21 protein-coding genes are annotated in these 22,850 nt (G+C 66.9%); 11 read left to right on the top strand and 10 right to left on the bottom strand.

Annotation, left to right across the window (positions count from 1 at the left end; genetic code table 11):
• The first annotated feature begins 93 nt into the window (after positions 1-93).
• The 4 genes from mptB (at position 94) to G6N27_RS02540 (ending at position 4,506) form a co-directional block, all read left to right on the top strand.
• Entirely contained in the window at positions 94-1,800 is a 1,707-nt protein-coding gene (mptB, locus tag G6N27_RS02555; RefSeq protein ID WP_163774941.1) for a polyprenol phosphomannose-dependent alpha 1,6 mannosyltransferase MptB, read from the top strand.
• Entirely contained in the window at positions 1,797-2,729 is a 933-nt protein-coding gene (locus tag G6N27_RS02550; RefSeq protein WP_232064840.1) for an ABC transporter ATP-binding protein, read from the top strand. Before mptB ends, G6N27_RS02550 begins: the two co-directional genes overlap by 4 nt.
• Positions 2,726-3,502, top strand: a complete 777-nt coding sequence (locus G6N27_RS02545) for an ABC transporter permease (RefSeq protein WP_163774940.1) — start codon at positions 2,726-2,728, stop codon at positions 3,500-3,502. Before G6N27_RS02550 ends, G6N27_RS02545 begins: the two co-directional genes overlap by 4 nt.
• 68 nt (positions 3,503-3,570) lie before the next feature.
• Entirely contained in the window at positions 3,571-4,506 is a 936-nt protein-coding gene (locus tag G6N27_RS02540) for a COX15/CtaA family protein (protein WP_232065216.1), read from the top strand.
• Here G6N27_RS02540 and G6N27_RS02535 read toward each other — a convergent pair.
• Complete coding sequence (locus G6N27_RS02535) at positions 4,456-5,130, bottom strand: hypothetical protein (RefSeq protein WP_163774938.1); 675 nt, start codon at positions 5,128-5,130, stop codon at positions 4,456-4,458. The genes G6N27_RS02540 and G6N27_RS02535 overlap by 51 nt on opposite strands.
• 31 nt (positions 5,131-5,161) lie before the next feature.
• Here G6N27_RS02535 and G6N27_RS02530 point away from each other — a divergent pair, with 31 nt between their 5' ends.
• Positions 5,162-6,142: a quinone oxidoreductase family protein gene (locus tag G6N27_RS02530; RefSeq protein ID WP_163774937.1), complete on the top strand. Its 981-nt coding sequence runs from the start codon at positions 5,162-5,164 to the stop codon at positions 6,140-6,142.
• Between the two features lie 3 nt (positions 6,143-6,145).
• Here the strand turns inward: G6N27_RS02530 and G6N27_RS02525 are convergent, their stop codons facing one another.
• From G6N27_RS02525 to G6N27_RS02485, 9 genes are all read right to left on the bottom strand, one after another.
• Positions 6,146-7,774, bottom strand: coding sequence for a PPE family protein (locus G6N27_RS02525; protein WP_163774936.1), 1,629 nt, complete (start codon positions 7,772-7,774; stop codon positions 6,146-6,148).
• A gap of 253 nt (positions 7,775-8,027) precedes the next feature.
• On the bottom strand, positions 8,028-8,318 hold the full coding sequence (locus tag G6N27_RS02520) for a WXG100 family type VII secretion target (RefSeq protein WP_163774935.1): 291 nt from the start codon (positions 8,316-8,318) through the stop codon (positions 8,028-8,030).
• Between the two features lie 23 nt (positions 8,319-8,341).
• Complete coding sequence (locus G6N27_RS02515) at positions 8,342-8,635, bottom strand: WXG100 family type VII secretion target (protein WP_163774934.1); 294 nt, start codon at positions 8,633-8,635, stop codon at positions 8,342-8,344.
• Positions 8,636-8,651: 16 nt separating this feature from the next.
• Entirely contained in the window at positions 8,652-10,304 is a 1,653-nt protein-coding gene (locus G6N27_RS02510) for a PPE family protein (protein WP_163774933.1), read from the bottom strand.
• 2 nt (positions 10,305-10,306) lie between these two features.
• Positions 10,307-10,615 carry a PE family protein gene (locus G6N27_RS02505; RefSeq protein ID WP_163774932.1) on the bottom strand — a complete coding sequence of 103 codons (309 nt, stop codon included), beginning with the start codon at positions 10,613-10,615 and terminating at the stop codon, positions 10,307-10,309.
• Between the two features lie 98 nt (positions 10,616-10,713).
• On the bottom strand, positions 10,714-11,676 hold the full coding sequence (locus G6N27_RS02500) for a sulfotransferase family protein (RefSeq protein WP_163774931.1): 963 nt from the start codon (positions 11,674-11,676) through the stop codon (positions 10,714-10,716).
• Entirely contained in the window at positions 11,676-12,860 is a 1,185-nt protein-coding gene (locus tag G6N27_RS02495; RefSeq protein WP_163774930.1) for a cupin domain-containing protein, read from the bottom strand. Before G6N27_RS02495 ends, G6N27_RS02500 begins: the two co-directional genes overlap by 1 nt.
• Before the next feature lie 74 nt (positions 12,861-12,934).
• Positions 12,935-14,398, bottom strand: coding sequence for a PPE family protein (locus G6N27_RS02490; RefSeq protein WP_163774929.1), 1,464 nt, complete (start codon positions 14,396-14,398; stop codon positions 12,935-12,937).
• A gap of 295 nt (positions 14,399-14,693) precedes the next feature.
• A complete protein-coding gene (locus G6N27_RS02485) occupies positions 14,694-15,614 on the bottom strand; it encodes a heme o synthase (RefSeq protein ID WP_163774928.1) in 921 nt (306 codons plus the stop codon).
• Between the two features lie 237 nt (positions 15,615-15,851).
• Between G6N27_RS02485 and tkt the strand changes: the two genes are divergently transcribed.
• From tkt to G6N27_RS02455, 6 genes are all read left to right on the top strand, one after another.
• Entirely contained in the window at positions 15,852-17,942 is a 2,091-nt protein-coding gene (tkt, locus tag G6N27_RS02480) for a transketolase (RefSeq protein WP_163774927.1), read from the top strand.
• Positions 17,943-17,957: 15 nt separating this feature from the next.
• On the top strand, positions 17,958-19,076 hold the full coding sequence (gene tal / locus G6N27_RS02475; RefSeq protein WP_163774926.1) for a transaldolase: 1,119 nt from the start codon (positions 17,958-17,960) through the stop codon (positions 19,074-19,076).
• Complete coding sequence (zwf, locus tag G6N27_RS02470; RefSeq protein WP_163774925.1) at positions 19,073-20,623, top strand: glucose-6-phosphate dehydrogenase; 1,551 nt, start codon at positions 19,073-19,075, stop codon at positions 20,621-20,623. Before tal ends, zwf begins: the two co-directional genes overlap by 4 nt.
• Positions 20,620-21,531 carry a glucose-6-phosphate dehydrogenase assembly protein OpcA gene (opcA, locus tag G6N27_RS02465; protein ID WP_163774924.1) on the top strand — a complete coding sequence of 304 codons (912 nt, stop codon included), beginning with the start codon at positions 20,620-20,622 and terminating at the stop codon, positions 21,529-21,531. The genes zwf and opcA overlap by 4 nt, the downstream gene beginning before the upstream one ends.
• Positions 21,528-22,277, top strand: coding sequence for a 6-phosphogluconolactonase (pgl, locus tag G6N27_RS02460; protein ID WP_163774923.1), 750 nt, complete (start codon positions 21,528-21,530; stop codon positions 22,275-22,277). The genes opcA and pgl overlap by 4 nt, the downstream gene beginning before the upstream one ends.
• 172 nt (positions 22,278-22,449) lie before the next feature.
• Positions 22,450-22,848: an ATPase gene (locus tag G6N27_RS02455; protein WP_163774922.1), complete on the top strand. Its 399-nt coding sequence runs from the start codon at positions 22,450-22,452 to the stop codon at positions 22,846-22,848.
• The last annotated feature ends 2 nt before the right edge of the window (positions 22,849-22,850 follow it).

The raw sequence follows: 22,850 nt of genomic DNA, 5'->3' as shown, positions 1-22,850 counted from the left end.
CTCCGCCGCGCTTGCGATCGCCGCTCTGGTCATATGGCGGCGACCCGCTGCGCCCGGCTCCGCCGCGCTTGCGATCGCCGCTACGCTGCTGTGATGGCAGCCCGCCAGCACACGCTGAGTTCCTCGATCGCCAGCTTGCACGGCGACGAGCAGACGGTGGGTCAGCCGCTCAACAAAGCGGAGAAGATCGCACTCGGCCGCACCCGGGTGTTCGGGGCCACCGGCACGGTGCTGATGGGCATCGGGGCGTTGGGTGCCGGGGCCCGGCCCGTGGTCCAGGACCCGACGTTCGGGGTCCGGCTGCTGAACCTGCCGTCGCGGATCCAGACGGTGTCGCTGACGATGACGACGACCGGCGCGGTGATGATGGCCCTCGCCTGGCTGATGCTGGGCCGGTTCGCACTGGGTAAGCGGCGGATGTCCCGCGGTGACCTGGACCGCACGCTGTTGCTGTGGGTGCTGCCGCTGCTGGTGGCGCCGCCGATGTACAGCAAGGACGTCTACTCCTACCTGGCGCAGAGCCAGATCTGCCGGCTGGGACTGGATCCGTATCGGGTGGGCCCGGCGACCGGCCTGGGCCTCGGCCACGTCTTCACCCTGTCGGTGCCCAGCCTCTGGCGGGAGACCCCGGCGCCCTACGGACCGCTGTTCTTGTGGGTCGGCCGCGGAATTTCGGCGCTGACCGGCGAGAACATCGTCGCCGCGGTGCTCTTCCACCGGCTGGTCGTGCTACTCGGGGTGGGCCTGATCGTGTGGGCGACGCCGCGGTTGGCCCGCCGCTGCGGTGTGGCCGAAGTCAGCGCGCTGTGGCTGGGGGCGGCCAATCCGCTGCTGATCATGCATCTGGTCGCCGGCATCCACAACGAGGCGCCGATGCTCGGGCTGATGCTGGCCGGCACCGAGTTCGCGCTGCGCGGTGTCGACTCCGCACGCCCGCTGTGGCCACGCCCGTGGCCGCGGGCACGAGGGCAGTGGGCGGACTGGGCGCCGTTGGGGATGCTGCTGGCCGGTTCGGTGCTGATCGTGCTCTCCTCGCAGATCAAGCTGCCTTCGTTATTGGCGCTGGGGTTCGTCACGATGGCGCTGGCGCAGCGCTACGGCGCAACGGTGCGGTCGTTCCTGCTGGCGGGCACCTTGATGGCGGGGCTGTCGCTGGCGGTGATGGCCGCCGTCGGCTCGGCCAGCCGCCTGGGCTTCGGCTGGATCTTCACCCTGGGCACCGCCAACGTGGTGCGGAGTTGGATGTCGCCGCCGACGCTGCTCGCTTTGGGCACCGGGCAGGTCGGCATCCTGCTCGGTCTGGGCGATCACACCACCGCCGTGCTGTCGCTGACCCGTGGCATCGGCGTGCTGATCATCGCGGTGATGGTCGCCTGGCTGTTGATGGCCGTGCTGCGTGGCCGGCTGCATCCGGTCGGCGGGCTCGGCGTCGCACTGGGCGGCACAGTGCTGCTGTTTCCGGTGGTGCAGCCGTGGTACCTGTTGTGGGCGATCATTCCGCTGGCGGCCTGGGCGACGCGTCCGGGATTCCGGGTAGCGGTGATCGTGGTCACGCTGGTGGTGGGCATCTTCGGCCCGACGGCCAACGGGGACCGGTTCGCGCTGTTTCAGATCGTGGACGCGACGGTCGCCAGCACGGTCATCGTGCTGCTGCTCATCGCGGCGACGTACCACCGGTTGCCGTGGCGGCCGCTGGACGAAGAGGAGCCGAAATCCGACGGGGCGGAGCAGGATCCGCTGCCCACCGGCCAGACCCCGCAGCCCGCGGCGCTGCCCGGCGCTTACGCTGAATATTCGTGAGCCCAGCCTCGGACGTCCCCGTGCGGTTGCACGGGGTGTGCAAGCAGTACGGCTCGACCACCGCCGTATCCCAACTCGACCTCGAGGTGCACACCGCCGAGGTGTTCGCGCTGCTCGGCCCTAACGGGGCGGGCAAGACGACGACGGTCGAGATGTGCGAGGGGTTCGTCCGCCCCGACGCAGGCAGCATCGAGGTGCTCGGGCTGGACCCGATCGCCGACAACGCCCGACTGCGGGCGCGCATCGGCGTGATGCTGCAGGGCGGCGGCGGGTATCCCGCCGCCCGGGCCGGCGAGATGCTCAACCTGGTCGCTTCCTACGCCGCCAATCCCCTTGACCCGCAATGGCTGCTGAGCACGCTGGGCCTGACCGAGGCCGCCCGCACCACGTACCGGCGGCTCTCCGGCGGCCAGCAGCAACGTCTCGCGCTGGCCTGCGCGCTGGTCGGCCGCCCCGAACTGGTGTTCCTCGACGAGCCCACCGCGGGTATGGATGCACAGGCCCGAATTCTGGTGTGGGAGTTGATCGATGCGCTGCGCCGTGACGGTGTGACAGTGGTGCTGACCACCCACCAGCTCAAGGAAGCCGAAGAACTCGCCGACCGGCTGGTCATCATCGATCACGGCGTCATGGTGGCGGCCGGAACCCCGGCGGAGTTGACCCGCAGCGGCGCCAAGGACCAGTTGCGGTTCAGCGCGCCGCCGCGCCTCGACCTCACGCTGCTGGTGTCGGCGCTGCCGGAGGACTACCGGGCGTCCGAGTCGGCGCCGGGTGAGTACCTGGTCGAAGGCGCCGTCGACCCGCAGGTGCTGGCGACGGTGACGGCGTGGGCGGCCCAGATCGATGTGCTGGCCACCGACCTGCGCGTGGAGCAGCGCAGCCTGGAAGACGTGTTCCTGGAGTTGACGGGACGAGAACTACGGTCATGAACCAGACCCATTTCCCTGCAGGCACTTTCACCCCCAATCCGGGTCCGGCGGCGGTGCCGAAAATGCTGGCCGCCCAGTTCGCGCTCGAGCTGAAACTGCTGCTGCGCAACGGCGAACAACTACTGCTGACCATGTTCATCCCGATCACGCTGCTGGTCGGCCTGACGCTGTTGCCGTTCGGATCGTTCGGCGCCAACCGCGCCGCCACGTTCGTCCCGGTGATCATGGCGCTGGCGGTGATCTCGACGGCGTTCACCGGCCAGGCCATCGCAGTCGCCTTCGACCGCCGCTACGGCGCGCTCAAACGATTGGGCGCCACGGCACTGCCGGTGTGGGGCATCATCGCCGGTAAGTCGGCGGCCGTCGTGACCGTGGTGTTCTTGCAGTCAATTATCTTGGGCGGCATAGGTTTTGCACTCGGCTGGCGTCCGCCCGTGGCGGGCCTGGCGTTGGGCGCGGTGGTCATCGCGCTGGGTACCGCGGTGTTCGCTGCGCTGGGCCTGCTGCTCGGCGGGACCCTGCGCGCCGAGATCGTGCTGGCCGTGGCCAACCTGTTGTGGTTCGTATTCGCCGGGCTCGGTGCGCTCACCATCGAGACCGACATGATCGGATCCGCCGTCAAGTGGGCGGCTCGACTCACTCCGGCCGGCGCGCTCACCGAGACGCTGTCTCAGGCGATGACCCTCTCGGTGGACTGGTTCGGCGTCCTCGTGCTCGCTTCGTGGGGCACGCTGGCCGGGTTGGGCGCGCTGCGGTGGTTCCGGTTCACCTGACGCGGCCCTACTACGTACCGTAGTTGTCATTGACCTACGATCGAGCGATGCCTGTCGGGCGGTTACTCATGCGGATCGTGGACCTGCTGCCCGACCCCAGTCTGCGCACGCAGCGCCTCGTCGCCGCGGCGGTCGTGCTGACCCAGGGCGGTATCGCCGTCACCGGTGCGATCGTCCGCGTCACCGCCTCCGGGCTGGGTTGCCCGACCTGGCCGCAGTGCTTTCCGGGCAGCTTCACCCCGGTCGCGGTGTCCGAGGTTCCCCGTATCCATCAGGCCGTCGAGTTCGGCAACCGGCTGATCACCTTCGCGGTGGTCCTCACCGCGGCGCTCGCGGTCTTGGTGGTCACGAGGGCTCGCCGCCGCACCGAAGTGCTGGTCTATGCCTGGTTGATGCCGGCGTCGACGGTGCTGCAGGCGGTGATCGGCGGTATCACCGTCCGCACCGGATTGCTGTGGTGGACGGTGGCCATCCACTTGCTGACTTCGATGACGATGGTGTGGCTTGCGGTGCTGCTGTACGTCAAGGTCGGCGAGCCCGACAACGGAGTGATTCGCCACCGGGTGGTCGCGCCGCTGCGCGCACTCACCCTGCTCAGTGCGCTGACACTGGCCGCCGTCTTGGTGGCCGGCACGCTGGTCACCGCGGCGGGCCCGCACGCCGGCGACACCAGCCCGAACCGGACGGTGCCGCGGCTGCGGATCGAGATCACCACGTTGGTCCACGCTCACTCGTCGCTGCTGGTGGCCTATCTTGCGCTGCTGGTCGGGCTCGGCTTCGGGCTGCTGGCGGTGCGGGCGCCACGGCCGGTGCTGGTGCGGCTCGGCGTTGTGCTGATCGCGGTGTTCGGGCAGGCCGTGGTCGGGACCGTGCAGTTCTTCACCGGAATCCCCGCGGCTCTGGTTGCCGTGCATGTCGCCGGGGCCGCGATCTGCACCGCGGCCACCGCGGCGCTATGGACGTCGATGCGAGAGCGGTCCGAGCCCCAACCGCTCCAGAGCTGACTCCACGCACAGCGTGAAGCGACGCTGCGCATCTTCGCGCGCGGCGGGCTCAAGCGTTCGCCAACCCAACTGCGGGGCAACCAGATTCAGCTCGGCGAGCTCGGCATCACCGGATTCTTCGATGACATCCGCGCGGGCGTAGAGCAGTTCATCGACACGGATATCCAAGTGGTCGGCGGCCGCCTGCAGGGCGGCCTGCCCGAGGTCCCACAGTTCGAAATCGGCATCGATCGGCGAAGTATCGACGAATGCATGGGATTGTGTGCCACCGATGAAAACCAGGGCGGTACGAACCGCGGAGGCTGAGGGGCGACGACCCCGCAACACGGGCACTCCCGCGCGGCCGAGGTCGCGCAGATGTCGCCGACCGGTATTCCAGGCGACGACCTCGGGCGCGTTGAGCAGGTTGGCCACTCGCTTCGTCCACGGCAAAAACTCGGCCTGATCGCTGCTGTCCCGCAGTATCACCAGGTCGGCGTCGAGCGTGCGCGGGTCGTCCCAGGACAGCCACCGGGCGTGCAGGCCGCGCTTGCGCAACGCGGCCACCAGATCCGCATCGTCGCCGTCCGGTGCACCAGCCAGCACGATCCGTGGATGGAAAACGTCGGGCCGGGCCAACTTCATGCGGACTCCATGCTTGCGGATGATAGTCACCATGCACGCAATCGAAGTCGCCGAAATCGGTGGGCCGGAAGTCCTGAGCTACGTCGAGAAGCCGCAGCCCTCCCCCGGGCCCGGTGAGGTCCTGATCAAAGCCGACGCGATCGGCGTCAACTACATCGACACTTATTTCCGCTCCGGGTCCTACCCCCGCGATCTGCCGTTCGTGCTCGGCAACGAGGTAGCCGGAACGGTGGACGCCGTCGGTGACGGCGTGACGGAACGCAGGGTCGGCGACCGAGTCGTGACCGCCGTCGCAACCTCCGGATCGTACGCGGAATTCAGCACGGCGCCTGCGCAATTCGCTGCACCCGTGCCGTCGGAGATCGGCTTGGACGTGGCCGCCTCGGCACTGCTGAAGGGTTTGACGGCGCATTACCTGATCAACTCGGTGTACGCCGTGCAGTCCGGCGACACGGTGCTGGTGCATGCCGGTGCCGGTGGCGTCGGCCTGATCCTGACGCAGTGGTTGGCGCATAAGGGCGCGCGGGTGATCACGACGGTCTCGACACCGGAGAAGGCTGAGCGGTCGCGGCAGGCCGGCGCCGCCGAGGTGCTGGACTACCCCGGCGATGATCCGGCCGAATTCGGCAGCCGCATCCGCGATCTGACCGACGGGGCCGGCGTGGCGGCGGTGTACGACGGAGTCGGGGCGAGCACCTTCGATGCCAGCCTGGCCAGCCTTGCCGTGCGGGGAACGCTGGCGTTGTTCGGCGCGTCCAGTGGGCCGGTTCCGCCCGTCGACCCGCAGCGGCTCAACGCGGCCGGTTCGGTGTTCCTGACCCGCCCCGGACTGGTGCACTTCACCCGCACGGGTGAGGAATTCGCCTGGCGCTCAACCGAATTGTTTGACGCGATCGCCGACGGCTCGCTCAGCGTGGAGGTGAGCCACCGCTACCGATTGGCCGACGCCGCGCAGGCGCATCGCGACCTGCAGGGTCGTCAGACCATTGGCTCGATCGTGCTCACGCCGTAGGCCTCACTGCTGCCGGGTGTCGGACTCCCAGCTGCCCGGCAGCATCGGGATCGTCGGGCCACCGCCGAACTCATCACTGGCCAGCGTGGCCAGCCCCGTGGCACGCCCGCTGGCTTCCTTGCGCGCCGTACCGGCAAATCCCAAGGGACCCGCGCCGTTGCTCGACGCCAGCGGCTGGTCACCGGGCGGCGCGTCCCAGTCCGGATTCACTTCCACGTTCATGTCGGCGAACTCGTCGCCATGATCGCGGAAAATCGCGCGCCGACGCCGCCGCGCCTGTCGCTGATCACGCACGGCCGCAGCAGCTACTGCAGCAGAGCTGTCCGGCTCGGGCGCTTTGCGCTTGGCACGGGACGCCGCGGCGGCACTCATTCCCGAGTCGAACCCGATGCCGGGCGGACCCACCGCGTACGGAGGCACAAAAGGTGCGCCTGGCGGGGGCGCCGCCGGCGCAGGGCCGGCCACCGTGGCCGTGGCCGCCGGGGCCGGTGGGCTTGCAGGGGCGGGAGCCGATGCCGGCGCCGCGGCGGGGGCTATGGCCGATACGACGACGGTCGGGGTCACCCCGACGGCCGGCACGGCAAGGGCCGCCGGTGCAAGCATTGGGGAAATGACGGGCATTGCGGTCGGCGGAATTGCGGCAAGCCCCGCAAGGCCGCCGGCGGAGCCGACCGAGGCCAGCGCGAAGGCGGGGGCGATGGCCGGCGAGATCAGTGGATAGAAGATGGTCGGATAGTCGTCGGCGCTGAGGAGCAGCGTGAACGGATTCTCCAGCACCCCAAGCGGATTGGCCAGGAAATTGCTGATGATGTGCTGAACGAATCCCACCGGATCGGTGAGCAATTCGAATATGTGGTCGCCGCCGAAGCCGTAATACAGATCGGATAGCACAGGGAATTGGTTCACGAAGGATTCGAAGATTTGCTGGCTGTATCCGATCGGATTCTGCAGGAACGCCGTGACGTTGAAGTTCTGCTCTGCGTTCAGCAATGCAGACTGCAGATCGGACAGGTTCAGCGTGGACGCGTCGTGCAGCAACTGCTCGATCGCGGTAATGGCATTGGTCACGGTGTTGCCGTACCCGGAGGCCGCCGGGTTGACCACCGTTGGCGCCGGCTGGGTTTGCGGCGACGAGGCCACCGCCGCAGCGGAGACACCCTGGTAACTCGTCATCGTGGTGGCCGCCTGGACCCACATCCGTACATAGTCGGCTTCGTTGAGCGCGATCGGAATCGCGTTGATGCCAAAGAAGTTGGTGGCGAGCAACACTCCGTGAATCGCATGGTTGGCGGCCAGTTCGGCCAGCGTCGGCATGGCCGCCAGCGCAGCGGTGTACGCCGCGGCCGCGGCCTCCTGGCGGGCAGCCGCTGCCGTACTGTCGACGCTGGCCTGCATCAACCAGGCCAGATAGGGCACATGTGCGGCCACATACGACTCAGCGCTCGGCCCCTCCCATGCGCCAGCCTGTACCGACGTCAACACGGCGGTGAGTTCCTCAGCTGCCGAAGCGTATTCGGCACTCAGCGATTTCCACGCCTCGGCGGCAACCATTAGCGAGCCCGGGCCGGGACCGCTACTGAGCAGCGCCGAATGCACTTCGGGCGGAGACGCCATCCAAATCGGTGTGGTCATCGTCCGGAGCCGTCGACGGGGGAAAAGGCCGGTGCCTCAACGTCGTCTGCTAGGTAACCGGATTGGGGCTCAACCACCCTGGCTCGAGGCGCAAGCGTCGGGATGGCGCGATCACCTACGCGTCGGCGGTCACTCCCTGGTCCGATGACGATCCGCGCGGTTAGCATTGGCTAAGCTAACACTTCGAAGCTCCCAGATGAGAGCGGTTCCGCCGAACTGACAGGTCCTCTAGCGGGTAATCACGTGCGCTCGGTTAGCCGCCCCACTTGGCGCCTTCGGCCTGGTCGCGGGCCAGCATCGAGGTGGTGTTGTTCTCGTGCGTGCCGGCCATCGCACGATACGACAGCACCAGCTGCTCCATCGCCTGATTCCACTGCGCCTGCCACGCCTGATAACTCATCCCCGTGTCACCCTGCCAACCGGCCTGCAACGCGGCCTGCTCGCTGGAGATATCGGCACCCAAGCTCTGCAGCGTCCCCGCATAACCGGCCATATCCGCCGAATGCGCCATCATCGCCGGGTAGTTGTACATGATCTGCGACATCACAAAACCTTTCGTTCGCCGGCTCAGAAGCCCGGGTAGCTGCTCGCCGCAGCACTGTCGGCGGCCACATAGGTGCCCGCAGCATCACCAAGATTGGCCTGCGCGATATCCAACAACGCATTCACCTTCGCCGCCGCCGCCACAAACCGCGCATGCGCAGCCTGAAACGCCGCCGCACCATCACCAGCGAAATACGCCTGCGACGCCATCGCCTCCTGCTCAGCCTGACCGATCGTCGACCGCATCAACCCCGCCTTGGCACCAAACGCCGACTGCGACGCCACCAACTGCGGAATATGCGCATCCAACATGCTCATCCCTGGACTCCCTCACTCATCGATTAACGCTGTCCGGTGTCCACGTGGTGGGCAGCATCGGCATGCTCGGTCCACTGCCGAATCCGTCTTCGGAGAGCGTAGCCAATCCGGAGGCCCGCTCACTGCCTTTGGACACCGTGCCGGCGAATCCCAGCGGTCCCGCACCACGCTCCGACGGGGTCGGTGAACCCCAATCCGGGTCAACGTCGACGTTCATGTCGGCGAATTCGTCAGCGTGGTCGTGCACTTCGGCCCGCCGGGCGCGCCGCTTACGGGTCCGATCCTTCGCCGCGGCAGCGACGAACGCCGCGGCGGCCTCCGGCGCTTTGGACGCGCCACGCGACGTCGGCTCTTGGGTTTTGGCCTGGGTGCTCATCCACGATCCGATCGTCGGACCACCCACGACATAGGGAGGCGTGAAACCCGGCCCGGCGGCAGGCGGCGGTGGCGATGCCGGCGGCGCGGGAGCGGCGGGAGCGCTCGCAGCACTCGCGGGCGTGGGCGCCGGGGCTGGAACAGTGGGCGACACCGCCGATGCGAGAACCGCCGGAGCCGACGCCGCGACCGGGAAAAGCGCTGGTGCGGGCAGGGATTCGACGGGTAGCACGATCGGTGACTGCGTCAGCGCCCCCAACCCGGCCAGTCCGGCAGCACCGGCACCAAGAGGCGCGATCGCCGGGGCGGCCAGTGCGAAGATCGCCGGATTCTGCGAGAGGAAGATCGCGACTTGTTCGATGTGAATCGGAAAGTCGAACAGCTCCCAGCTGATGAGCCACTGGAAGGCTTGCACCGGGTTCGTGACGAGAAGCTGCCCGAAATTCTGGAAGTCCTCGGTGAGCTCGAGGGCGCGGGCAACCCAGTAGATGGTCTGCCCCGGATTGACGTAGGTGTCATAGGTTGCCCCGTTGAGCGTGCCCTGCGCGGGGTCCCAGGTGTAGCCGAAATTTTGCAGCCATTGAGCGATCAAGTTGTCGAACGGCGTGTCGATCGCCGGGTCGTGCGCAAGCTGGCTGTTGCCGATACCGAACTGCTGCAAGAAATTCTGCAGCCACTGCGGGATGCCCAGTGGATTGTCGCCGTTGGGTCCGCTGTAGGGATCGCCACTTCCGGAGGCCTGCGCGCTGCTGTTCGATTTCAGGATCGGCGGCGCCGCATCGGTCGCCGGCGTCGCAGCGACCGCCGTGTCGGCGACTGCCTGATAGGTGCTCATCGTGGCGGCGGCCTGAACCCACATCCGGGCATAGTCGGCTTCGTTGACCGCGATCGGAATCATGTTGATGCCAAAGAAATTCGTCGCCAGCAAGACGCCGTGAACCATGTGGTTGGTGGCCAGCTCCGGCAAGGTCGGCATCGCCGCCAGCGCGGCGGTGTACGCCGAGGCGGCGGTCTCGTGCTGGGCCGCCGCCATCGCACTGTCCGCGCCGGCTTGCGTCAACCACGCCAGGTACGGCACGAACGCGGACAGGAATTGCTCGGCACTCGGCCCCTGCCACGCACCGGTCTGCACTTCAGCCAGGACCGTGCTGACTTCCTCGGCAATCTCGGTGTATTCGGCGCTCAACGAATTCCACGCGCCCGCTGCGGCCAGCAGCGACCCGGGCCCGGGACCACTGCTCAGCAGCGTCGAGTGCACCTCCGGCGGTGCGGCCATCCAGACGGGTGCTGTCATCGTCAGGAACCCAGGACGCCATACGCCGCCGCGGCCGCCACGTCACCGCTGACGTAGCCGACACCCGACTCGCCGACCCCGACGCCGGCGCGACCGAGTTCTTCGGTTCCCTCGGCGGCCGCGACCGCGTGCTCGCCGCCGCGCGCGCTGAACGCCGCCGCGCTCTGCACCGACACCGGATCGGCGGCCGGTGGCAGCACCGCAGTGATCAGTGGCAGTGCCGCGGCGTGCGCTCCGGCCATGCGTGCCGTCAGCGCCTCGATGCTCGCACTGGCAGCCGCAAGACCTTCGGGGACGACGCGCAACGCCATGACAGCACTCCCAGACTTAGATGAATATGATTTTCATTAACGATTACACCATACTGCGGCCCGGTTGGATACTCGGCGCGACCGGATTTTCTGAAGCGCTAGGTGAGCGACGCGAGCAATCGGTAACCAGGCTCGGCGAAGCGCTGCACGGCATCGCGGATCTCGTCGGTCACCGGTCGCTGTTGCGCGGTGTCGCCGGCGAAGACGCGTGGCGTGGAATCTTTGGAGTAGAAGCGGGATTCGTCGGCCATCCGAGCTATCGCCGCCTGGTCGGCGTCGAGCCCGAAGTGCGGTACCACCCGTTGCCATACCGCGTCGGGCAGTGCCGCGTGGTCGATGCACAGCCGCCCCGAAGGGTCGGCCTCGGCCGCGGCCTCCAGCATCGCGCCGAGGGCGTGGGCGCCGAACTCGGCGGATGTCATCGCGGGCACCGCCGCGGGGTCGATGCCGAACCGTTGCTTGGCCGCCTGCGGCCAGTCCTGTAGCCGCAGCCAACCGGGCGGGTCGGCGAGCAGTGAGGTCAGCACGCGCGCCGGATCGCGTTGCACCCAGGTCCACGGGGTGTCCGGAAACGCGGCGGCCAGGATCGCGCGCTGCCGGATATTCCAGCTCGTGCATTTGAGCACCAGGTGCTGTTCGGCGCCGGGTCGCCGACGGCCGAGTGCCCGAACCAGTTGCCGCACCGCCTGAATCAACGCCGCCTGGTCGACCAGCTCGGGGTCGAGTGTGAGAAGTGTGTTCAGCGGCGAGGGTTCGGCGATGACGACGACGCCCGGCAGTGTGCCCAAGAGCCGGGAGACGAGCGTGGATCCACAGCGTGAGAGGTGAAAGATCATGCCCGCGGGCTCGAGCGACGGCTCGGCGTCCAGCGCGGCGAGAACCTCCAACCCGGTCCTGACCAGCGGTGTGGAGCGTGGACCGGACGCCCACTGGGCGACCGTTTGGTCGAAGAACGGTTCGACGAAGCGCTCTCCGGACAGGTCGGCCCAATCGACCGCCGGCGCCGAGCCGGAGAAGTCGAATCCGATCGGCGTCCAGCGTGCGAGGTCGGCGAGTTCCATCAGTCGGGCAGTCGGACCAGGAAACCGCTGACGATCAGAGACCGCGCCAACTCCGCCTGCTGCGCCGCGGACAGGCCCGGCAGGTCGCAGACCCTGAACGGCGCAGTGCTGTCGGACACGAACCGCAGCGCATCCGCGTGATCGGCTGCGGCCTTCACCGTCAACTGCGCGAAGTGCAGGGTGACGCCGTCGGGCACGTCGGTCACCCGCGAATACAGCGGTTGGTACTTCGTTACGCGACTGCGCCCGTCGATCCCGACGGCGTTCGAAAGTGCCTGTCCGACAGGTGGACTCAGGCCACGTCGGACGAGATCGTCGTCCAGTGAGTCGATACCGGCGGCGACGGTACCCGGTTCTTCGAGGGCTTCGGCGACGCCACGCACGAGGGTGCTCAGGCCGGCCCGCACCTCGGGGGCGTTGAGGTATCGCGGCGGTAGTTGGGTATGGACGCGGTCGTCGGAGTAGCTCAGCGCATTCAGCGCCCGGGTGACCAGCATCAGCAGCGTGGGTGCCTGCAGACCGAGCGTCAGGTGAACCGATACCTCAGTGGTCGCTTCGGCTGCATGCACCCGTCCGCGCGGTAGGTACAAAAGATCGCCGGTGCCGAGGTGCACGTCGGTGGGCGGCGGAAGCGCGGACGGGTCAACCGGGTCGTGCCGACTCATCCGGTGCGGCGCGACGTCGGCACCGTCGTAGACGTGCCAGAGTTTGGATCCCCGGATCTGCAGGATCAAGACGTCGTGATCGTCGTAATGGCAGACGAAGCCGCGGGATTCGGGTCGGGTGATGTAGGCGTTCACCTGAGCCGGGTAGTTCAGCTCGACCTCGAGGGAATGCAGCAGGGCGGCGAGGGCGCGGACGTAGCGCTGCACACTCTCCAGCACGATCGTGTAGCCGTCGGCGAAGTCTTTACCGACTCGCTCGGCATCGAAAGTGCCGTCGGGCCGGCGGTAGAGGTAGGGCTGCTTCTTGTCGTCGCCGCGGACCATGCCGAACAGCGACAAATCAGGCCGAAGCAGCCCCACCAGCTCGTCAATGCTTGCCGAACCGTCCAGCAGGCTGTCGAAATATCCAGGGCTGTCCCGTTTTACGTGGTAATGCGTCGTCCCCCAGACATCCTCGAGAAAGGTGTCGACCGTCAGCGGCGCCAGCAGCCAGCCCAGTGACAGTTCGCGGTGCTGCATCAGCCGTCCCTACCACCTGCGCCTGCTACGGGCAAGCGGACCGGCGGGGTCAACGCCGGGCGGGGGTTGTCGGATCAGCTACGTTCGTCGTCGACGTCCCAGGTGCTCGGCAGCATCGGCATCGTGGGGCCACCGCCGAAGTCGTCGTCCTCAAGTGTCGCCAAACCCGTTGCAGCCCTTGTGCTTTTGTGCACCGTGCCGGCGAATCCCAACGGCCCGGCGCCGCGATCCGAGGCCGTCGCGGCTGGGCCACTCCACTCCGGATCGACATGGACGTTCATGTCCATGAACTCGTGCGCGTAACCACGCATGCCGGCTCGGCGCCGTCGTCGCGACCGCTGCCGGTCGCGCGCCGTGGCGGCGAACGGCTCCGCAGCTTTCTTCTTCTCACCCGCGCTCGCGCTGGTTGCCAGCCCGGACCCCACCCCGATACCGGGTGGCCCGACCGCGTACGGGGGAACGAACCCGGGCCCGGCCGGCGGCGGAGCCGGCGATGACGGCACGGAACTGGCCACCGACGCGACCGAGGACCCGGGCGCGGACGCCGGTGCCGACGTGGGTGCCGCACCCGGGGCCCCCACTGCAACCGGGCTGCCGGCCGCCGCGGGTAGCACGTTCTGCGGCGCGGGTGCAGGCGCATCGACGGGGATGTTGGCGGCTTCGAGTTGGATCGCGGCCAGGCCGCCCAGACCACCCAGGCCGCCCACCGCCGCGACCGGCACGATCAACGGAATCGCCAGGACCTCGGGGAAGGCCTGCACGAACTCGATCGCGTGGCCGAACTCGTCCGACGCCAGTGCTCCTACATCCGACACCAATTGGGTCAGCCCCTGGACCGGATTCTGTTGGATCAGACCGATATCCCGCTGCAGGGTCTGGGTGATCTCGGTGATCCGGTTGATGTACCAACTCAGCTTGTATGGGTCACCGCCGTCGTTGTCGATGGGCGGCAGGATCGAACCGTCACCGGAATTGCTGTCGGCGGCCTGAGCGCTGTTCGCATTGACGATTTGCGGGGCTGTTTCCGTGGGTGGGGCCGCGGCCAACGCGGTCGTCGACACCGCCTGGTAGGTCGTCATGGTGGTGGCCGCCTGGATCCACATCCGGACATAGTCGGCTTCGTTGAGAGCGATCGGAATCGTATTGAGTCCGAAGAAATTCGTCGCCACCAACACGCCGTGGATGACGTGGTTGGCGGCCAGTTCCGGCAGGGTCGGCATGGTGGCCACCGCCGTCGTATAGGCAGCGGCCGCAGTCTCGTGCTGCGTCGCTTCGGCCGCACTCTTGGCGCTCGCCTGCATCAGCCACGCCATATACGGCACGTGAGCGGCGACATAGCGTTCGGCGCTCGGACCCTGCCATGCTCCGGCCTGCACCGCACTCAGCACCTCGCCGAGATCGGCTGCCACCTGCGCGTATTCAGTACTCAGCGTGGTCCACGCCGTCGCGGCGGCGAGCAGCGATCCGGGCCCGGGACCGCTGCCCAGCAGCGCCGAATGCACCTCGGGCGGCGATGCCATCCACACCGGCGCCGTCATCGCGGGCCCGTCTCAGCGACGGCCCGGCGTGCGGCGGCGACCAGCGGAATCACGACGGAATTGAATACGACGCTGTGTCGTCGTACAAGACTTGGTACGGGTAAGGGGTATTGGCGAGTCACCTGTCACCACTCCACGTAACGGGGCCACTGCTGAGCAGAGTCGAATGCACTTCGGGCGGCAATGTCATCCAGATCGGTGAGGTCACGACGGCATTGAAAACTACGCAGTGTCGTAGCTACAAGACCCCGTCGGGGTAAGGGGTATTCGCAGGTCCAGGACCTGCGGCTGGCAACTAAACCCGAAACAGGGTGGGCAGCGCCATCGCCGAATCGAGCGCCAACGCGCAAAACACCACCGCGAGATAATTGTTCGACTGCAAGAACAACCGCAGTGGCTTGACCGGCTCACCGCGACGCACGCCGGCGTACAACTGATGCGCCATCGTCAGGAACCACACTCCGGCGACCACGGCGACGGCGGTGTAAAGCCACCCGGTCGCCAGGGACAGCGCCAGCGTCGCGGCCACCGTCAGCCAGGTGTAGATCAGGATCTGCGTGGTGACCTGACGCTCCGTCGCGACGGCGGGAAGCATCGGGATCCCGGCTGCCTGGTAGTCCTCCTTATAGCGCATCGCCAAGGCCCAGGTGTGCGGTGGCGTCCAGAAGAAGATGATCGCGAACATCACCAACGCCGGCCAGCCGATTGTCCCCGTGACGGCCGACCAGGCGATCATCACCGGCATGCAGCCGGCGGCCCCGCCCCACACCACGTTCTGCGAGGTGCGGCGCTTGAGCAGCAGGGTGTAGACGAAGACGTAGAACGCGATCGTGGCGACCGCCAGCACCCCCGACAGCAAGTTGGTCGTCCACCACAGCCAGGCAAACGAAGCGACGCTCAGCGTCAGCCCGAAGACCAGGGCGTTGCGCGTCGGCACGGATTCGCGGGCCAACGGACGTCGCGCGGTCCGCTTCATCTTCTTGTCAATGTCGGCGTCGGCGACACAATTCAAAGTGTTGGCGCCGCCGGCGGCCAGCATCCCGCCGGCCAGGGTGTTGAAGATCAGCAGTGGGTTCACGCTGCCGCGGTGGGCGAGCAGCATCGCCGGGATTGCGGTGACCAGCAGTAGCTCGATGACCCGCGGCTTGGTCAGCGCCAGATAGGCGAGCACGGTCTCTCGGACTCGGCTCGGCGCGACGTGGCCGCGAACGCTCACGCAATAACTCCTCGGGTCGCAGCAGCGCGCAGCTTCTACTACGGACGATGGTAGACGGGACGACTTGCCCAGCATGCACCGCAGGGGCTATTCGCAGCCAATCGGCAGCAGTCGCGCCACAACGCACAGTTGCCGGCGCCTGAATTGTCGGGGGGCGAAATATAGGTTGACGCGTCTGCAACGTTCCGGCATTAGGGTGGACATCGGATCAAACTGCCGATGCGAGGACTTCAATACGTGACGACACTTGAAGACATTTCGACACTGACCCAACCGCACCTTCCGGACGACTGGACCGACCTCGACTCGGCCGCGGTCGACACCGTCCGAGTGCTGGCCGCCGACGCGGTCCAGAAAGTCGGAAACGGCCATCCGGGGACGGCGATGAGCCTCGCTCCACTGGCCTACACCCTTTTCCAGCGCGCAATGCGACACGACCCCAGCGACGTTCACTGGCTCGGCCGCGACCGGTTCGTGCTGTCCTGTGGGCACAGCAGCCTGACGCTGTATCTGCAGCTGTACCTGGGCGGGTTCGGTTTGGAGCTGTCCGACATCGAGGCACTGCGCACCTGGGGATCCAAAACCCCCGGGCACCCGGAGTTCCGGCACACCGACGGCGTCGAGATCACTACCGGACCGCTGGGTCAGGGCCTCGCGTCGGCCGTCGGCTTCGCGATGGCGGCCCGCTACGAGCGCGGTCTGTTCGATCCGGACGCCGCCGCGGGTAACAGCCCGTTCGACCACTTCATCTACGTGGTCGCCTCCGACGGCGACATGGAAGAAGGGGTGACCTCCGAGGCGTCATCGTTGGCCGCGGTGCAGCAACTGGGCAATCTCATCGTGTTCTACGACCACAACGAGATCTCGATCGAGGACGACACCAACATTGCGTTGTGTGAGGACACCGCAGCCCGTTACGAGGCGTATGGCTGGCACGTGCAGCGCATCGAGGGCGGTGAGAACGTCGTCGCCATCGAAGAAGCGATCGCCAACGCCAAAGCTGTCACCGACCGCCCGTCGTTCATCTCGCTGCGGACCATCATCGGCTACCCGGCACCGAAGTTGATGAACACCGGCAAGGCGCATGGCGCCGCCCTGGGCGATGAAGAAGTAGCGGCGGTCAAAAAGATCCTCGGCTTCGACCCGGACAAGAAGTTCGCGGTCAGCGACGAGGTGATCAACCACACCCGCGAGCTTGTGCAGCGCGGCAAGGAAGCCCACGCCAAGTGGAACGCCGACTTCGAGGACTGGGCCGAGCGCGAACCCGAGCGCAAGAAACTGCTCGACCGGTTGACGGCCGAAGAGCTGCCCGACGGCTGGGACTCCGACATCCCGACATGGAAGGTCGGCGACAAAGACCTCGCCACCCGCGCCGCGTCCGGCAAGGTGCTGAACGCGGTCGGCCCCAAGCTGCCCGAGCTCTGGGGTGGGTCGGCCGACTTGGCAGGCAGCAACAACACCACCATGGACAACGTGAAATCCTTTGGACCGCCGTCGATCTCGACGAAGGATTACACCGCGGACTGGTATGGCCGCACGCTGCACTTCGGAATTCGCGAACACGCTATGGGCGCGATCCTGTCCGGCATCGTGCTGCACGGCCCGACCCGCGCCTACGGCGGCACGTTCCTGCAGTTCTCCGACTACATGCGCCCAGCGGTGCGACTGGCCGCGCTGATGGACATCGACACCATCTATGTGTGGACGCACGACTCGATCGGGCTGGGCGAAGACGGTCCGACCCACCAGCCGATCGAACACTTGGCGGCGTTGCGGGCCATTCCACGCCTGTCCGTGGTGCGCCCGGCCGACGCCAACGAGACCGCCTACGCCTGGAAGACGGTTCTGGCCCGCGGCAACGGCAGCGGTCCGGTCGGATTGATCCTGACCCGTCAGGGTGTGCCGATCCTCGAAGGCACCAACTACGACGGCGTCGCCAAGGGTGGATACGTACTGGGTGACGACGGCGGAAGCGAACCCGATGTCGTCCTGATCGCCACCGGCTCCGAGGTGCAGCTCGCCGTCGAAGCGCAGAAGTTGTTGGCGGACAAGGACATCGTCGCGCGGGTGGTGTCGATGCCGTGCGTCGAATGGTTCGAGTCGCAGCCTGAGGAGTACCGCGACAGCGTGCTGCCGCCGTCGGTGTCTGCACGGGTGGCCGTCGAGGCCGGCGTCGCCCAGAGCTGGCACAAGCTGGTCGGCGACACCGGCGAGATTGTTTCGCTGGAGCATTACGGGGAATCCGCCGACTACAAGACGCTATTCCGTGAATTCGGCTTCACCGCGGAGGCCGTCGTCGACGCCGCTGAACGCACAATAGACAACTAAGCAAAGGGTAATTCGATGACTCAGAATCCCCACCTCGCCGCCCTGTCCGCCGCAGGCGTTTCTGTCTGGCTGGACGACCTGTCCCGACAGCGCTTGCAGTCCGGCAACCTGCAGGAGCTGATCGACACCAAGAGCATCGTCGGCGTCACCACCAACCCGTCGATCTTTCAGGCCGCGCTGTCGCACGGCGACGCGTACGACGCGCAGGTCGCCGAACTGGCCGAGCGCGGCGCCGACGTCGACGCGACGATCCGCACGGTCACGACGGACGACGTCCGTAACGCCTGTGACGTGCTGGCGCCGCAGTGGGAGGCATCCAGCGGCGTCGACGGCCGGGTCTCCATCGAGGTCGACCCGCGGTTGGCGCACGAGACCGACAAGACCGTCCAGCAGGCCATCGAGCTCTGGAAGATCGTCGACCGACCCAACCTGCTGATCAAGATCCCCGCGACCAAAGCCGGGTTGCCTGCGATCACTGCCGTTCTGGCGGAAGGGATTTCGGTCAATGTCACGCTGATCTTCTCGGTGGAGCGTCACCGCGAGGTGATGGACGCCTACCTGGCGGGGCTGGAGAAGGCGCGCGAAGCCGGTCACGATCTGTCCAAGATCCATTCGGTGGCTTCGTTCTTCGTGTCCCGGGTGGACACCGAGATCGACAAGCGGCTGGAGAAGATCGGCTCGGATGACGCGAAGGCCTTGCTCGGTAAAGCCGGAGTGGCCAACGCGCGGCTGGCTTACGCCGCCTACCAGGAAGTGTTCATCGGCGGCGACCGGTTCGCCCCGCTGGAGGCGGCCGGGGCGCGGGTGCAACGGCCGCTGTGGGCGTCGACCGGCGTCAAGAACCCCGACTACTCCGACACGCTCTACGTCACCGAACTCGTCGCGCCCAACACCGTGAACACCATGCCGGAGAAGACGATTGACGCGGTCGCCGACCACGGTGAGGTCACCGGAGACACGATCACCGGCACGGCCGCCCTTGCCCAGGAGGTGTTCGACAAGCTCGAGGCGATCGGGATCGATCTGACCGACGTGTTCCTCGTACTGGAAGACGAAGGCGTGGACAAATTCGAAGCGTCGTGGAAGGAGCTTCTCGACGCGACTCAGGCACAGCTGGACAGCGCCACCAAATGAGTCCAGCCGCAACCCGGCTCACCTCCGGGCAGTGGCAGAACCCCCTGCGGGACAAGCGCGATAAACGTCTGCCCCGCATCGCCGGCCCGTGCGCCGTCGTCATCTTTGGTGTCACTGGCGACCTGGCACGCAAGAAAGTCGTGCCGGCGATCTACGACTTGGCCAACCGCGGTCTGCTGCCCCCGACGTTCTCCCTGGTCGGGTTCGGCCGCCGGGACTGGGACGACGAGGCCTTCAGCAACGAGGTCTACCAACTCGTAAAAGACCACTCCCGCACGCCTTTTCGGCAGGTCATCTGGGACCGGTTGGCCGAGGGCTGCCGATTCGTGCAGGGCGCGTTCGACGACGACCAGGCGTTCGCCCGGCTGGCCGAGACGCTGGAGAAGCTCGACGCCGATCGCGGCACCGGCGGCAATCACGGTTTCTACCTGGCGATCCCGCCGAAAAGCTTCCCCGCGGTGTGCGAGCAGTTGTACAACGCCGGGCTGGCGAAGCCGCAGGACGGCAGCTGGCGGCGCGTGGTCATCGAAAAGCCGTTCGGCCACGACCTGGACAGTGCCCGCGAGCTGAACAAGGTCGTCAACAGCGTCTTTCCCGAGGAATCGGTGTTCCGCATCGACCACTACCTCGGCAAGGAGACGGTGCAGAACATCCTGGCGATGCGGTTCGCCAATCAGTTGTTCGACCCGATCTGGAACTCTAACTACGTCGATCATGTGCAGATCACCATGGCCGAAGACATCGGCTTGGGTGGGCGCGGCGGCTATTACGACGGAATCGGCGCGGCGCGTGACGTGATCCAAAACCACCTCATGCAGCTGCTCGCACTCACCGCGATGGAAGAGCCGGTCAGCTTTCATCCCTCGCAGCTGCAGACGGAGAAGATCAAGGTGCTCTCGGCGGTCAAGCTTGCCGAGCCGTTGGACGAGACGACCTCTCGCGGCCAGTACGCCGCCGGCTGGCAGGGCGGCGAGCATGTGGTCGGGCTGCTCGACGAGGAGGGCTTTTCCAAGGACTCGACCACGGAGACGTTCGCCGCGATCACGCTGGAGGTCGACACCCGCCGCTGGGCCGGTGTGCCGTTCTATCTGCGCACCGGAAAACGGTTGGGCCGCAGGGTGACCGAGATCGCCTTGGTGTTCAAACGGGCTCCGCATCTGCCGTTCGATGCGACGATGACCGATGAGTTGGGCGCAAACGCACTGGTCATTCGGGTGCAACCAGACGAGGGTGTGACGTTGCGGTTCGGGTCCAAGGTGCCGGGCAGCATGGAAGTCCGCGATGTCAACATGGACTTCTCCTACGGCGCCGCCTTCGCCGAGGAATCACCCGAGGCATACGAACGGCTGATCCTCGACGTGCTGCTCGGTGAGCCATCGCTGTTCCCGGTGAACGAGGAGGTCGAATTGGCCTGGGAGGTACTCGATCCCGCGCTCGACTATTGGGCTGAGCATGGCAAGCCCGACCCCTACGAAGCAGGCACCTGGGGCCCGGCGTCGGCGTTCGAGATGCTGCGCCGGACCGGACGCGAATGGCGGCGGCCATGATCCTCGATTTGCCTGCGACCACCACCACTGAGGTCAACAAAAGGCTCGACACGCTGCGACAGGAATCCGGCGCCGTCAACCTGGGCCGGGTGTTGACATTGGTCATCGCGACCGACAACGAGACTCTGCTCGAGGACTCCATCGAAGCCGCCAACGCGGCCAGCCACGAGCACCCCAGCCGGGTGATCGTGGTGACGACCGGGGACGCCGACGCCGCCGAGGCGCGGCTGGACGCGCAACTTCGGGTCGGCGGTGACAGCGGGGCAGGCGAGGTAGTGGTGCTGAGTTTGTCCGGGCCGCTCGCCGGGCACCACGGCAGCGTCGTCACTCCGTTCCTGCTGCCCGACATACCGGTGGTGGTGTGGTGGCCGTGCGAAGCGCCGGCCGTCCCCGCTCAGGATCCGTTGGGCCAGTTGGCAATCCGGCGTATCACCGACGCGACCAACGGGGCCGACCCATTGTCGGCGATCAAAGGCCGACTGCCCGGCTACACCCCGGGCGACACCGACCTGGCGTGGAGCCGGATTACCTACTGGCGGGCGCTGCTCACCTCCGCGATCGACCAACCCCCGCATGAGCCGATCACGTCGGCATTGGTGTCGGGATTGCGGACCGAACCCGCGCTGGACGTGCTCGCGGGTTGGCTGGCAAGTCGCGTCGACGGGCCCGTGCGTCGCGCGGTCGGCGAGCTCAAAGTCGAATTGGTACGCAACAGCGAAACGGTGACCCTGAGCCGGCCGCAGGACGGTGTGACCGCGACGCTCAGTCGAACCGCGAAGCCTGAAGCGCTCGTTCCGCTGCCGCGGCGCGAGACTCGCGAGTGTCTAGCCGAGGATCTGCGGCGACTGGACGCCGACGCTATCTACTTCTCGGCATTGGAGGGTATCGACCGGGTGGAGTACGTATGAGCAGCATTACTGTCGAAACATTCAGCGACGGCGATGATTTGGTTGACGCAGCGGGCTGGCGACTGATCAGCGTCGTCGAGGCTGCCGTCGCCGCACGTGGGCGCGCGCAAATCGTGTTGACCGGCGGCGGCAACGGCAACAAGCTGCTGCGTTTTCTCGCCACGCGGTCCGAGCGGATCGACTGGCCGAACGTGCATCTTTTCTGGGGCGACGACCGCTACGTCGCCGAAGACGACGACGACCGCAACGACCGGCAGGCCCGGGAAGCACTCTTGGACCACATCGCCATCCCGGCGCGCAACGTGCACGCCATGCCGGCCGCCGACGGGGAATTCGGCACTGACATCGCCGCCGCCGCGCTGGCCTACGAACAACTGCTGGCCGCCAATGCCGAGCCGGGCGATCCCGCACCGAACTTCGACGTTCATCTTCTCGGAGTGGGCCCCGAAGGCCACATCAACTCGTTGTTCCCAGACACCCCCGCGGTTCGCGAGGCACACCGGCAAGTGGTCGCTGTCGAAGACTCGCCCAAGCCACCACCGCTGCGAATCAGCTTGACGCTGCCTGCCATTCAGCGCTCCCGCGAGGTCTGGCTGCTGGCGTCGGGTGAAGAGAAAGCCGAGGCGATCGCCGCCGCGATCGGGGGTGCCGATCCGGTGTCGATACCAGCGGCGGGCGCAATCGGCCGCGAGCGCACAATCTGGTTCCTGGACAGCCACGCCGCGTCCAAGTTGCCGACCGACTAGCGGCGCTGTTCGGCCTGCCGATCGGCGTAGCCGCGCGCATAGTCCTGCAATTGCCGGATGATGTCGACCGGTGCGGCGCGCCCCGTCGCCGCAGCGCAGCAGTCATCACAATCTCGCTCGGGCATACCGATCAGACGGGTTTTCGACTGCCGGGGTTCCCTCGACCGCCATAATGGGCGGCATGGCAGATAGAAGCGACGGTAGCCGCGCTCCGCGACAGCGAATCAAGACGCTCGCCCAAGCGGCAATGAATGCCGACGTCACCGTTGAGCAGCTGGAAGACGTATTGGGCGGTCTGGGCGGTACCTTGACGGACCTCAATGATTCGCTGTCCAACCTGAACAGCGCGGTGGATCGCCTCGATAACGGCCTGGATCACTTCGAGGCCACCCTGAGCAGGATCGATGACCTGATGGGCCGGCTGGTCACGCTGGTCGCGCCGGTCGAGGCCATCGTCGAGCGCATCGACTACATGGTGGGCGTGGGCGAGACCGTGATGTCCCCGCTGTCGGTGACGGAGCACGCAGTTCGCAACGCGTTCAACGCCTTACGCAATCGGGCCACGCGTTAGCC

The sequence above is a fragment of the Mycobacterium cookii genome (genome assembly GCF_010727945.1).
Taxonomy (GTDB): domain Bacteria; phylum Actinomycetota; class Actinomycetes; order Mycobacteriales; family Mycobacteriaceae; genus Mycobacterium; species Mycobacterium cookii.
The sequence above is the reverse complement of the archived record's forward strand: the minus strand, read 5'-3'. Positions and strand labels throughout refer to the sequence as shown.